This window comes from Dickeya aquatica, assembly GCF_900095885.1.
GTDB lineage: Bacteria > Pseudomonadota > Gammaproteobacteria > Enterobacterales > Enterobacteriaceae > Dickeya > Dickeya aquatica.
This window is the reverse complement of sequence record NZ_LT615367.1, coordinates 1,575,885-1,588,791: the sequence shown is the minus strand read 5'-3', so window position 1 is coordinate 1,588,791 and position 12,907 is coordinate 1,575,885. Positions and strand designations below refer to the sequence as shown.

Below are 12,907 nucleotides of genomic sequence, written 5' to 3'. Positions count from 1 at the left end.
GATCGGGTTAAAAAACGAACGTTGAAAACGCGGACATACGCGTACTGGAAAAAAGCGGGTTATTCTGTTTTTGGCGGCGGGTTATCCGTCTGTCCGGCGCGCAGTTGCGGTTGCCACAGCACCTGTAATGACGAGAGCGTATCGCCCGCCAGCAGCCGAAACACCATGTGGGCGATTTGTTGGCCTACCTGCGCGCGGGTGGCCTGAGTGATGGCCGTCACCGGGATGTCCAGCAGTGAATCTGTGGGCAGGCCGTCATAGACAATCAGCGATACCGCACGTTCACCGTGCAGCCGGGCGCAGTCGCGCAACGCCAGCGCTACGCCTTCCCCTTGCGTGCTGCCATCGGTGACAATCGCGGTCGGCGGCTGTGGCAGCGCCAGCCATTGCAACGTTGCCTGATACCCTTCCCGGCGTGACGGTGCCACCTGGCGCAACAGTTCATCGCGCCGGGTGATACCGGCATCAGCCAGCGCCGCCAGATAACCGGCGCGACGTTGCGCGATAAAGGATTGCGGATGGTGTTCACCCAGAAAAGCAATATGGCGGTGGCCAAGGTCAATCAGGTGGCGGGTAGCCAGCGCGCCGCCGGCCTGATTGTCGAAATCGAACCAGGCATAAGGCTGCGGCAAATCGCTGCGCCCCAGCGCCAGAAACGGAAAGCCGACCGCTTGCAGGTATTGCAGCCGGGGGTCTTGTTGCAGCGTATGCGCAACAAGCAGCGCATCCACCCGGCGGCTTTCAATCATGCGCAAAAACGCGTGGCTGTCGGCTTGCCCGTCGTCGGCGATCAGTAGCAGGTCTATCTCCTGCTTCGCCAGCTCATGGCTGATTTCCGCCACCATCTCCATAAAGGTGGTATTGCTGAGCGGCGCAGGCTGCAACGGAAACACCAGCCCTACCGCGTCAATACGCCCCATTTTCAGCCGCCGGGCAAAGGTATTGGGGCGATAGCCAAGACGCCGGGCTTCCTCTTCCACCCGCTGGCGCGTTTCGGCGGCCACATCATCGTAGCCATTCAGCGCCCGGCTGACGGTGGTAACGGATAATCCCAGTGTTTTTGCAATCTGTTTCAGTGACATGGCGCATCATTCACCCTGAATTCTGTTACGGGCCAGACTATCACAAATCACCGCAAGGTACGGGGGATAACAGCGGGAATCGACGATTCCTGCGCAACAAAGCATCTAAAGCTCAGGGCATTTTTTCTGGCGTCAAAAACTGTGCTGAGGTGGGCGACTTCGCCGGGTGAGCCGCATGGATGCGGCGAAAGCCCGTGCCGTGCCGGGAGCACGTCACGGGCGGCCCGAACAGCGAAGGCGAACGCCGAAGGTACCGCGCAGCGGCACAGTTTAGCCACCAGCCAGAGGTCAAGGAGAGGCGGCGTTGAGCCTCTCCTTGTCGTGCGTGCGATGAAATAGCAAAGAAACTACGCCGTTTATCCAGCACGAAACCCTTCTCCGACCGGACATAAACTCACTGTTCACGAAACAACACAGCGGTTTATCAACTGCCAGCAAGAGGCTTTATTTCTTGTCTTTATTGGCTTTGCTGATCACCGTGCGCGCCCAGCGCGGGTGGTGTTTCAGCGCCCATTTTTCTGAGACTTTGCCTTCAATCATGCCTTTGATAGAGCCGCGCACCCAGAACGCCATGTACATATGGATCAGAATGGCGTGGATAAGCACGATGGCGGCGGTGGCGTGCAGCAAAATGGCGTAGCGCACCACGTCTATCGGGAACAGATGCGCGAAATAGGGCCGCCACATGATGACGCCGGTAATCAGCAACACCAGCGTTAAGCCCATGATGCTCCAGAACATCAGTTTCTGGCCGGGGTTGTATTTACCCACATCGGCCACTTCATGCTCGTTGCCCTTCAGTACCTCGATGATGTTGAGGAACCACGGCAGATCGTGGCGTTTGGGGATGTTGTGGCCGACAAAGCGGATAAACATTGGCACCAGACACACCACAATCAAAATACCGAAGAACGGGTGCATGATGCGGCCCATCTGCGGCGTACCGAAGGTTTGCGTCAGCCATTGCAGCGTCGGGAAAAACAGCGCAATGCCCGACAGCGCCACCAGAAAGAAGCTTATCACCACAATCCAGTGGCAGACACGGTCGGCGAATTTGGTGCGCACAATCATTTTTGGGTTACTCATGCTTATCGTCTCCTTCGTGCGGCTGCCCTTCGTGTGGATGCGCGGTCTCTTCGGTGTTCGGCCCAATGCCGATATAGTGGAACATCAGCCCGGCGAAGGTCGCAACGAAGCCCAATGTCGAAAGCGGCTTGAGAATGCCTTTCCACAGGTTCACCGGCGTCGAGATTTTCGGGTTATCCGGCAGGTTGTGGTACAGCGACGGTTTATCCGCATGGTGCAACACGTACATGACGTGGGTGCCGCCGACGCCTTCAGGGTCATACAAGCCAGCATTGGCGTAACCGCGTTTTTGCAGATGGGCGATACGCCCGGCGGCCACCTGCTTCATGTCGTCCTTGGTGCCGAAATGAATGGCACCGGTCGGGCAGGTTTTCACGCAGGCCGGTTCCTGACCGGTGCTGACGCGATCGACACACAGCGTACATTTGTAGACGCGGTTGTCCTGCTTGTTTAAGCGCGGAATGTTGAACGGGCACCCGGCGATGCAGTAGCCACAGCCGATGCAGTGTTCCGACTGAAAATCAACGATGCCGTTGGCGTACTGAATAATGGCCCCCGCCGACGGGCAGGCTTTCAGGCAGCCCGGTTCGGCGCAGTGCATACAGCCGTCTTTACGAATCAACCACTCCAGACGGTCTGCACTCTCCACTTCGGAAAAGCGCATCACCGTCCAGGATTTGGCGCTCAGATCGGTCGGGTTGTCGTACACCCCCACGTTGTGGCCGACGTCATCACGGATGTCGTTCCACTCGGAACAGGCCGCCTGACAGGCTTTACAGCCGATGCAGGTGGTGACGTCGATAAGCTTGGCGACTTCGCTTTTATCATCCCGAACCTGTGGCGGCGGCGTCAGGCTGCTGGTGGCCGAACGCTGGATAATATCCTGAGATTGCATTGACATAACGTTTTACCCTTTACACCTTTTCCACATTGACCAGAAACGCCTTGTATTCCGGCGTTTGCGAGTTGGCATCGCCGACGCTCGGCGTCAGGGTGTTCGCCAGGAACCCCTTGCGCGTTGTGCCCTCAAACCCCCAGTGACAGGGGATGCCGACGGTCTCAATCGCTTTTCCGGCCACGGTCAGCGTTTTGATGCGCTTCGTCACCACCGCTTTGGCTTTGATGTAACCGCGCTGGCAGGAGACTTTCACCATGTCGCCCGCCTGAATCCCTTTGCTTTTCGCCAGATTCTCGCCGATTTCGACAAACTGCTCCGGCTGGATGATGGCGTTCATGCGCGCATGCTTGGTCCAGTGGCGGAACAGCTCGGTGATGGAATAGGTGGTGGCGACATACGGGAAATCGCTCGCCTTGCCCATGGTTTTGGCATCGCGCGCAAACAGGCGCGCCGCCGGGTTCGACACCACCGCCGGGTGCAGCGGGTTGGTATCAAGCGGGCTTTCTATCGGCTCGTAGTGTTCCGGGAACGGGCCATCGGTCAGTTTGTCGAGCGAGAACAGCCGCGCCACCCCTTCCGGCAGCATGATGAACGGCATGGTGTCTTTGCCCGGCGGCACGGTGGCGGCGAAATCCGGCACGTCAATACCTTTCCATTTCTGGCCAGTCCATTCCAGCAGCTTGCGTTTGCTGTCCCAGGGTTTGCCCTGCAAATCTGCCGAGGCGCGGTTGTACAGGATGCGGCGGTTCTGCGGCCAGCACCAGGCCCAGCCCGGCGTAGCGCCAAGGCCGACGTCGGTGTTGTCGCGGTTGGCCATCTGATTACCCGCTTCAGTCCAGCTCCCGGCGTAAATCCAGCAGAAACTGGCGGTGCTGCCGTCATCGCGCAACTGCGAGAAGTCCGCCAGTTGCTGGCCTTTTTTCAGCAGCAGATTGCCCTTGTCGTCGAATACGTCCGCCAGCGCCATGCCGTTGGCTTCGCGGGCAATTTCTTCCGGCGTCGGGTCTTCCGGGTCTTGATAGTTCCAGTTGATGTTCAGCACCGGTTCCGGGCACACGCCGCCCTCTTCGCGGTACAGCTCACGCAGGCGCGTCATCAGGCGGCCAAGGATTTTCGCGTCGTGCAGCGCTTCAGCCGGTGGCTCGGCCGCCGCCCAGTGCCATTGCAGCCAGCGCCCGGAGTTGGCGATAGAACCGTTCTCTTCGGCAAAGCAGCTCGACGGCAGGCGGAACACTTCGGTCTGGATCTCCGCCGGGTTGACGTCATTAAATTCGCCGTGGTTCTGCCAGAAGGTGGAGGTTTCGGTCGCCAGCGGGTCGATAACCACCATGTATTTCAGTTTCGACAGCGCTGCCGTGGCTTTGTTCTTGTTGGCGAACGCCGCCAGCGGGTTGAAGCCCTGCACGATGTAGCCGTTCATTTTGCCGTCCAGCATCAGCTCGGTCTGGGCCATCACGTCATAGCTGCGATCCCACTTCGGCAGCCAGTCATAGCCCCAGTTGTTGGCGGCCTGCGCGTTATCGCCCCAGAAGCTTTTCATCATGCTGATAAAAAATTTCGGCGTGTTCTTCCAGTAATTGACCTGATCCGCCAGCAGCGCATCCGGTGTTATCTGGCTAAGGTAGGTTTTCAGGTCGCCCTGTTTTTCCGATGGCAGCGGCATGTAGCCCGGCAGGTTGAGACTCAGCAGCCCGAGATCGGTATAGCCCTGAATGTTGGAGTGGCCGCGCAGCGCATTGATGCCGCCACCCGCCATGCCGATGTTGCCGAGCAACAGCTGGATCATCGCCGCCGCGCGGATAATCTGCGCGCCGTTGGTGTGGTGCGTCCAGCCCAGCGCGTACATGAAGGTCGCGGTTTTGTTGGCAACACAGGTTTCCGCCAGCGACTGGCAAATCTCTTCATAGGCTTTCGCCGGTGTGCCGCACAGTGACGTCACCATCTCCGGCGTGTAGCGGGAGACGTGCTTTTTCAGCAGGTTCCACACGCAGCGCGGGTGGCTCAGCGTCATGTCGCGTTTGGCGAAACCGTCTGCGCCCAGCTCATACTGCCAGCTGCTCTTGTCATACTGGTGCGTCTGGCTGTTATAACCGCTGAACAGCCCGTCGTCGAAGCTGAAGTCCTCACGCACGATCAGGCTGGCGCTGGTGTAGGACTTCACATACTCGTGGTGAATCTTATCGTGGGTAATCAAATAGTTGACGATACCGAGCAGGAACGCGGCGTCTGACCCGGCGCGGATCGGCGCATACAAATCGGCGACAGCGGCAGAGCGGTTAAAACGCGGGTCAACCACGATCAGTTTGGCGTCGTTGTGGGTTTTGGCTTCCACCGCCCATTTGAAACCGACCGGGTGCGCTTCCGCAGCGTTGCCGCCCATCACGATGATCACGTTGGCGTTTTTGATGTCCACCCAGTTGTTGGTCATCGCGCCACGGCCAAAGGTCGGTGCCAGCGCGGCAACGGTCGGGCCGTGGCACAGGCGCGCCTGACAGTCGATGGCGACCATGCCCAGCGAACGGGCGAATTTCTGGTCGAGAATGCCGGTTTCATTACTGGCGGCAGAGGAACACAGCATGCCGGTGGTCAGCCAGCGGTTAACCAGCGTGCCTTTGGCGTTGACGCGCTCGAAATTGGCATCACGGTCTTTTTTCATCAGCCGGGCGATGCGCTCGATAGCGTCTTCCCAGCTGATGCGCTGCCATTTGTCCGAACCCGGCGCACGGTATTGCGGGTATTTCAGGCGGCCTTCGCTGTGAATGTAGTCCACCAGCCCGGCCCCTTTCGGGCACAACGAGCCACGGCTGACCGGATGATCCGGGTCGCCTTCAATATGAAAAATGGCGGGTTTGGCGTTTTTTGCCCCGTCGCCCAGGCTGTACATCAACAGCCCGCAGCCAACAGAACAGTAAGTGCAGTTATTGCGTGTTTCTTTTGAGCGCAGCAATTTGTATTGACGCACAGAAGCCATCGCCTCTGTGGGGGCAAACCCTAATACCGCGAGCGTGGTGCCCGCCATTCCCCCGGCGCAGACTTTAAAAAAGCCCCTTCGATTAACCTGCATGCTTTTCCCTATAAATTTTATGTGTCTTTTTTGTTGCGGGAAATCTAACAACACGCCACGAGGAGATTTTGAGCAAAATCAATAATTACAGTTTTAATCGTCTATTCACCCCCTTTATGGGTATTGGCGCTTGAATTTTCGCTATACATCTAAATACACAGCGCTAAGTGTGTTGATTTAATCAACATCTCGTCATGTTGTCTTTTGCCCTGCGGGCGATGATGGGGCGATACGCTCGTCAACGTCGTATCGCCGTTACCCATTTGCGTAACCTGTGGCTACCCAAATTTAACAATTCAGGACGATCGGCGTTGGCCCGTACTCACCCTGTGCGGGCCATTCACATCACACTGACTGTACCGGAATGCGTTTTACTGCCGCCGGGTCAACCGGTGCGGCAAAATCCAAATAGCGGTAAATCGCTGGCGCAGATGACGACAAGATAGCCACCTGCTGCTGATATTCCGCCGCCGTCGGCAAGCGGCCCAGTATCGCCGCGACGGTACTTAATTCAGCCGAAGCGAGATAGACGCGGGCGTCCGTCCCCAGACGATGCGGGAAGTTACGCGTCGAAGTGGACACCACCTGGCTACCCGGCCTGACGCGTGCCTGATTGCCCATGCACAGCGAACACCCCGCCGGTTCAATGCGCACACCGGATTGAATAAACTGGCTGAAATAGCCCTCATCGCTGAGCTGCTGCGCATCCATGCGGGTGGGCGGAGCCAGCCAGAGCCGGGCTTCGGTATCGCCCTGATGTTGCGACATCAGTTTCCCGGCGGCGCGAAAATGGCCGATATGGGTCATGCATGAGCCGATAAACACCTCGTCGATGCGGTTTCCCGCCACCTCCGACAGCGTTTTCACGTCATCCGGGTCATTGGGCACACACAGGATCGGCTCACGGATGGTTGCCAGATCGATCTCGATAACGGCGGCATAGTCGGCGTCGGTGTCGGCTTCCAGCAACTGCGGGTCATCCAGCCACTGCTCCATGCGCTCAATACGCCGCGCCAGCGTCGGCGCATCCTGATAGCCCTCTGCTAGCAGGGTGCGCAGCAATGCCACGTTCGAGCGCAAATAAGTTTCCACTTCCGCCTGTTCGAGCTTAATGGTACAGGCCGCCGCCGAGCGCTCGGCCGAGGCATCCGCCAGTTCAAACGCCTGCTCGACGCTTAACCCCGCCAGACCCTCAATTTCCAGAATGCGACCGGAGAAGATGTTTTTCTTACCCTGCTTGGCGACCGTCAACAGCCCTTGCCGGATAGCAAAATAAGGGATGGCATGGACTAGATCACGCAGCGTAATGCCCGGCTGCATCTGCCCGTTAAAGCGCACCAGCACCGACTCCGGCATGTCCAGCGGCATGATGCCGGTGGCCGCCGCGAACGCCACCAGCCCTGAACCGCCGGGGAACGACAGGCCAATCGGGAAGCGGGTGTGGGAATCGGCACCGGTGCCAACGGTATCCGGCACCAGCATGCGGTTAAGCCAGGAGTGGATGATGCCATCGCCCGGGCGCAGCGACACGCCGTTGCGCCGGGTGATGAAGTCCGGCAGGGTCTTATGCAGATTGACGTCAACCGGTTTCGGGTACGCCGAGGTGTGGCAGAACGACTGCATCACCAGATCGGCGGAGAAGTGCAGGCAGGCCAAACCTTTCAGCTCATCGCGCGTCATGCCGCCGGTGGTATCCTGCGAGCCCACCGTGGTCATGCGCGGCTCGCAATACTGCCCCGGGCGCACACCGGCCACTCCACAGGCTTTACCGACGATTTTCTGCGCCAGCGTGTAGCCGCGTGATGACTCGGCAGGCGCTTTCGGCAGGCGAAATAGCGTGCTTTGCGCAAGGCCCAGCGACTGGCGCGCGCGCGCCGTCAGGCTGCGGCCAATAATCAGCGCAATACGGCCACCGGCGCGCACTTCATCGAGCAGCACCTCGGTTTTCAGGCTAAAACGGGCGAGCAGCGCGTCATCCTCGTGACGACGCACCTCGCCTAAATAGGGATAGACATCAATCACCTCGCCGGTTGACAGCGCGCTGACGTCCATTTCTATCGGCAGCGCCCCGGAGTCTTCCAGCGTGTTAAAGAAAATCGGCGCGATTTTCCCGGCCAGCACCACGCCACCGGCGCGTTTATTCGGCACAAACGGAATATCCTGCCCGATGTGCCACAAAATGGAGTTGGTGGCCGATTTGCGCGATGACCCGGTGCCGACCACATCGCCGACATACACCAGCGGATAGCCCTGCGCTTTCAGGGCCTGCATTTGCGTCATCGGGCCGATAGCCCCCGGTTTATCCGGCGTCACGCCATCGCGCGGCACGCTCAACATACACTGCGCATGCAGCGGAATATCCGGGCGTGACCAGGCTTCCGGTGCCGGTGACAGGTCATCAGTATTGGTTTCCCCCGCCACGTTAAATACCGTCAGCGTGATTTTTTCCGCCAGCGCCGCACGGGCGCTAAACCATTCGGCCTCGGCCCAGGACTGTAATACCCGCTGTGCAGCAACATTCCCCTGCCCGGCTTTCTTTTCAATCTCACCAAAATAATCAAATATCAGCAGCGTATGACTCAGTGCCTTTACCGCTTCCTCGGCCAGCGCATAATTATCCAGCGCATCAATTAATGGCTGAATATTATAGCCACCCTGCATCGTTGCCAATAAACGAATAGCCGCAAGCGGAGAAAGCGCCGCCACCGGTAATATCCCCGCGCACAATTCCCCCAGAAAGTCGGCTTTAATTTTCGCGGCATCATCCACACCGGGAGAAATATGATAAGTGAGTAAATCGAGCCATGCCGGAATATCCGCAGCCGTCTGATTTTCTTTAGCGCCCAGCCGTGTAACCAAGGCCGTAGCCTGTTCGGCAGTTAAAGGTTTAGGCGGAATGCCCATTTCACGTCGTTCAGCCATATGGGCGTAATAATGTTCTAACATGACAGCTCCTTACCATCGCGATAGTAATTAATGCAAATAGACGTTAAGAAAATAAAAATTGATTTGGCTTTAGCGCATTAAAATAATAACCGCCGCTATTTCCGCCGCTGCAACCGGTATTACAGCGCCGGATAACCGGCCAGCAGCCAGGTGAGCGCCAGCAGGTCGGCACTGCCGCCCGGGCTCAGGTTTTGCGCAATCAGTATCCTGTCCATCGCCTCAAGCCCCGCCACCGTCACCCCGGCGGATAACTGCTCCCGCGCCAGACGCTGCACCAGCGACAACCCCGCCAGCCCGCCGCGCGACACCACGTTGGTATCCCGGTTGTGCGCCATCAGCACCACCAGCGTGTGCAGCAGTGCCTCGCGCTCCGCCACACCCCGCGCACGCGCCGCCAGATACGCCGGCAGGCTGTAGCGCCGCACCGTGGCAAAGCCGCTCGCCGCCTCACCCCGCGCCCCCGTCAGCCCGAGCTCGCGGTACAACCGCTCACCCGCCGTCACCGCCAGCGCACCACCGGCCAGCTCCGTTTCCACCAGCCCCGCGCTCATCTGCGCCACGCTTGCACACAGCGATGCGCGGCTCAGGCGCTCGCCGCGTCCTGCCAGCCAGCCCGCCGCGCTGCACACCAGACCAAAGGCAAAAATGCCGCCCTTGTGCGTGTTCACCCCGCCCGTTGCCGCGTGCATCGCCTGCTCCGCCGCCAGCCCCACCGGGCGCACCCGCGCCAGCAGTTGCGCCAGCGGCAGGTGGCGATGCTGCCAGCCTGCGGCGGTAAAGCGTGCAAACCACGGCGACAGCGCCGCAATGCTCGCCTCGAACGTGCCCATGTCCATGTCGCGGTGTGACCCGCTGTTGGCACCATCCACCAGCCCCGGTTTTGGCGTCAGTTGCACCTCGTGCGTCAGCGCCGCCACCACCCGCTGGTGGATGTCCGGCAGCCCGCCCGGTTCATTCACACCGCCGGTCAGCGCCTCAGCGACCGTCAAACCCGCCATCACCGCTGCGCTTGCTCTGGTTTTCATTTCTGGGTTTATCTCTGGTTTTCATCTCTGGTTCTGGGGGTGAAGTCGCATCGTTTCACTCATACGCCTGGGCTCAGTCCTTTACCTGACGCACCACGTCAATCACGCTGCCGTCACGGTAGCGGATCACCCCCACGATGCGCTCGTGGAACTCAATCGCCTTCGGCTCACCCGCCAGCGCCACCGCACGCTGGTACAGCTCGTCAATCGACATCACGCTCAGGCCCGCCGCCGTCAGCCGTGCCGCCACCTCCGGGCGCAGCGGGTTCACCGCTATGCCGTGGTCCGTCACCAGCACGTCTATCGCGCTGCCCGGCGTCACGCACGTCGTCACCTGACGCACCACCGTCGGAATGCGGCTGCGTATCAGCGGCGCCACCACTATCGTCAGGTTCGCCGCCGTCGCCACGTCACAGTGACCGCCCGACGCCCCGCGCATCACCCCGTCCGACCCGGTGATGACATTCACGTTGAACTGCGTGTCGATTTCCAGCGCACTCAATATCACCACGTCCAGCTGGTCGCAGCACGCCGCCTTCGCACTCGGGTTCGCGTACACGTTGGTCGAGATTTCCACGTGCTGCGGGTTCTTCGCCAGCGATGCCGCCGCGTTCGCGTCAAAGCACTGCGTGTCCAGCAGCGTCTCTATCAGCCCCTTCTCGTGCAAATCCACCAGACTCCCGGTGATGCCGCCCAGCGCAAACCGCGCCACCACGCCCTGCTTCTGCATTCGCTCTTCCAGAAAACGCGTGCACGCCGTCGAGGCCGCCCCCGAGCCGGTCTGCATCGAGAAGCCGTGCTTAAAGTACCCCGAGTGCTCGATAACGTCCGCCGCCCGCCGCGCTATCAGCAGCTCGCGCGGGTTGCTGGTCACGCGCGCCGCCCCCACGCTGATTTTCGCCGGGTCGCCCACTTCGTCCACCGGCACCACAAAATCCACCTGGTCCTGCACGATGCTCGCCGGCAGGTTCGGGAACGGCACCAGACTCTCCGTCAGCAGCACCACCGTCTTCGCATACTGCGCGTCCACCATCGCATACCCCAGCGACCCGCAGCGCGATGTCCCCGCCGTGCCGTTGGCATTGCCGAACTCGTCGCTCGCCGGCACCCCGAGAAACGCCACGTCTATCTTCAGTTCCCCGCTTTGCAGCAGGTGCACCCGCCCGCCGTGCGAGTGGATGTGCACCGGCTCCGCCATCAGACCGTGCGATATCGCGTCCGCCAGCCTGCCGCGCATCCCCGAGGTGTAGATACGGGTGATGACGCCGTTGCGGATGTGCTCTATCAGCGGCGCGTTGCAGGTCATCAGCGAGCTCGACGCCAGCGTCAGGTTTTTAAACCCCATCTGCGCCAGCGTCTCCACCACCCGGTTTATCACCTTGTCCCCTTCGCGGAACGCGTGGTGGAACGAAATCGTCATCCCGTCCTGCAGCCCGCTCTTGCGTACCGCCTCTTCCAGGCCGGCACACAGCTTGCGCTCGTGCTTCGCCGTCAGGTCGTCCAGCCACGGCGTGGCGCTGTTCGCCCCCGTAAACGGGCGCAGGTGGTCCAGTCGCGCATACTGCTGTTGCAGTGCTTCTATCATGTTGCTCATCATTCCAGTCCTGTCTGTTCCGCGCCTTACTTGCGCACGCCGGACGCACGCGCCCGCTCGATGACCCGCCGCGCATGGTCGATTATCGGCGCATCTATCATCTTGCCGTTCAGCGATATCACCCCCAGCCCGGCCCGCTCACCCTCCTGCGCCGCCTCGATGACCAGATGGGCGTAGTCCACCTCGTCCTGCGTCGGCGCATAGGCGTTGTGCAGCAGCTCTATCTGGCGCGGGTTAATCAGTGACTTGCCGTTAAAGCCCAGCCGGCGTATCAGGTCCACTTCCTTCAGAAAGCCCGCCTCGTCGCTCACGTTCGAGTACACCACGTCAAATGCGTCAATACCCGCCGCCCGCGCCGCATGCAGCACCGCGCAGCGCGCATAGAACAGCTCCGTGCCGTCGCCGCGCTCGGTCTGCATGTCCATCACGTAGTCGAACGCCGCCAGCGCAATGCCAATCATGCGCTCGGACGAGCGTGCAATCGACACCGCGTTAATCACCCCGACCGCCGACTCGATGGCCGCCATGATGCGCGTCGAGCCCACTTCCCGCCCGCACGCCTTCTCGATACGCACCAGATGGTGCTCCAGCTCGTCCACATCATCGGTGGAGTCGGTCTTCGGCAGGCGTATCACATCCACCCCGCCGCGCACCGCCGCTTCCAGGTCTTTCAGCCCGAACGGCGTGTTCAGCTGGTTGATGCGCACCACGGTTTCAATCTCCCGGTACATCGGGTGTTGCAGCGCGTGGTACACCAGCAGCCGCGCCGTGTCCTTCTCGCGCAGTGACACCGCATCCTCCAGGTCGAACATGATGGAGTCGGGCTGGTAGATGAAGGCGTTGGACAGCATGGCCGCATTCGCCCCCGGCAAAAACAGCATGCTGCGCCGCAGTTTTTTCGGTTCGCTCGCACTCATCACAGCTTCTCCCACGCTATCTCGTCAATACCGGCAGCGCGCAGCACCGCACTCTGCACCCGGGCGCGTATCACACAGTCCAGCGCCCCCTTGTCGTCCACCACCACCGTGCCGGACGTCACGCCCAGCCGGTGCAGCGTCTCGTCCACCACCTGCCGTATCTGCCCGCCAAACTGCTTGATGACCTCGCTGTTGATGACCACGGTCAGCGCACCCTCGGCCGGCGCCACCTTCACCAGCAGGTCGCTGGACTCGAAGGTGCCCGCCAGGGCTTCCTTGATTATATTCATGGTAT

9 protein-coding genes are annotated in these 12,907 nt (G+C 60.3%); all 9 read right to left on the bottom strand.

The genetic code is table 11. The features are described from left to right. Positions 1 to 59: 59 nt before the first annotated feature. The 9 genes from DAQ1742_RS07020 to citD all read right to left on the bottom strand — a co-directional run bounded on the left by DAQ1742_RS07020 (position 60) and on the right by citD (position 12,902). Positions 60 to 1,082, bottom strand: a complete 1,023-nt coding sequence (locus DAQ1742_RS07020) for a LacI family DNA-binding transcriptional regulator (protein WP_035342825.1) — start codon at positions 1,080 to 1,082, stop codon at positions 60 to 62. A 444-nt stretch (positions 1,083 to 1,526) separates the two neighbouring features. Further along, on the bottom strand, positions 1,527 to 2,168 hold the full coding sequence (fdnI, locus tag DAQ1742_RS07015) for a formate dehydrogenase-N subunit gamma (protein WP_035342827.1): 642 nt from the start codon (positions 2,166 to 2,168) through the stop codon (positions 1,527 to 1,529). Continuing rightward, the gene (gene fdxH, locus DAQ1742_RS07010) at positions 2,161 to 3,069 is read right to left on the bottom strand and encodes a formate dehydrogenase subunit beta (protein ID WP_035342829.1); all 909 of its coding nucleotides are present in this window, start codon (positions 3,067 to 3,069) and stop codon (positions 2,161 to 2,163) included. Before fdxH ends, fdnI begins: the two co-directional genes overlap by 8 nt. 13 nt (positions 3,070 to 3,082) lie before the next feature. Beyond that, positions 3,083 to 6,130, bottom strand: coding sequence for a formate dehydrogenase-N subunit alpha (fdnG, locus tag DAQ1742_RS07005; protein ID WP_071604085.1), 3,048 nt, complete (start codon positions 6,128 to 6,130; stop codon positions 3,083 to 3,085). A 345-nt stretch (positions 6,131 to 6,475) separates the two neighbouring features. Continuing rightward, the gene (locus DAQ1742_RS07000; RefSeq protein WP_180706264.1) at positions 6,476 to 9,076 is read right to left on the bottom strand and encodes a bifunctional aconitate hydratase 2/2-methylisocitrate dehydratase; all 2,601 of its coding nucleotides are present in this window, start codon (positions 9,074 to 9,076) and stop codon (positions 6,476 to 6,478) included. Between the two features lie 119 nt (positions 9,077 to 9,195). Beyond that, entirely contained in the window at positions 9,196 to 10,074 is an 879-nt protein-coding gene (citG, locus tag DAQ1742_RS06995) for a triphosphoribosyl-dephospho-CoA synthase CitG (protein ID WP_035346443.1), read from the bottom strand. A gap of 100 nt (positions 10,075 to 10,174) precedes the next feature. Continuing rightward, the gene (gene citF / locus DAQ1742_RS06990) at positions 10,175 to 11,695 is read right to left on the bottom strand and encodes a citrate lyase subunit alpha (protein WP_180706318.1); all 1,521 of its coding nucleotides are present in this window, start codon (positions 11,693 to 11,695) and stop codon (positions 10,175 to 10,177) included. Positions 11,696 to 11,721: 26 nt separating this feature from the next. After that, on the bottom strand, positions 11,722 to 12,612 hold the full coding sequence (gene citE / locus DAQ1742_RS06985; protein WP_035342603.1) for a citrate (pro-3S)-lyase subunit beta: 891 nt from the start codon (positions 12,610 to 12,612) through the stop codon (positions 11,722 to 11,724). Further along, positions 12,612 to 12,902 carry a citrate lyase acyl carrier protein gene (gene citD / locus DAQ1742_RS06980; protein ID WP_035342605.1) on the bottom strand — a complete coding sequence of 97 codons (291 nt, stop codon included), beginning with the start codon at positions 12,900 to 12,902 and terminating at the stop codon, positions 12,612 to 12,614. Before citD ends, citE begins: the two co-directional genes overlap by 1 nt. Positions 12,903 to 12,907: the final 5 nt, after the last annotated feature.

Excerpts from the sequence above, each read along its gene's own strand:
- DAQ1742_RS07020 (WP_035342825.1), bottom strand. The coding sequence starts at position 1,082 with ATGTCACTGAAACAGATTGCAAAAACACTGGGATTATCCGTTACCACC.
- fdnI (WP_035342827.1), bottom strand. The coding sequence starts at position 2,168 with ATGAGTAACCCAAAAATGATTGTGCGCACCAAATTCGCCGACCGTGTC.
- fdxH (WP_035342829.1), bottom strand. The coding sequence starts at position 3,069 with ATGTCAATGCAATCTCAGGATATTATCCAGCGTTCGGCCACCAGCAGC.
- fdnG (WP_071604085.1), bottom strand. The coding sequence starts at position 6,130 with ATGCAGGTTAATCGAAGGGGCTTTTTTAAAGTCTGCGCCGGGGGAATG.
- DAQ1742_RS07000 (WP_180706264.1), bottom strand. The coding sequence starts at position 9,076 with ATGTTAGAACATTATTACGCCCATATGGCTGAACGACGTGAAATGGGC.
- citG (WP_035346443.1), bottom strand. The coding sequence starts at position 10,074 with ATGGCGGGTTTGACGGTCGCTGAGGCGCTGACCGGCGGTGTGAATGAA.
- citF (WP_180706318.1), bottom strand. The coding sequence starts at position 11,695 with ATGAGCAACATGATAGAAGCACTGCAACAGCAGTATGCGCGACTGGAC.
- citE (WP_035342603.1), bottom strand. The coding sequence starts at position 12,612 with ATGAGTGCGAGCGAACCGAAAAAACTGCGGCGCAGCATGCTGTTTTTG.
- citD (WP_035342605.1), bottom strand. The coding sequence starts at position 12,902 with ATGAATATAATCAAGGAAGCCCTGGCGGGCACCTTCGAGTCCAGCGAC.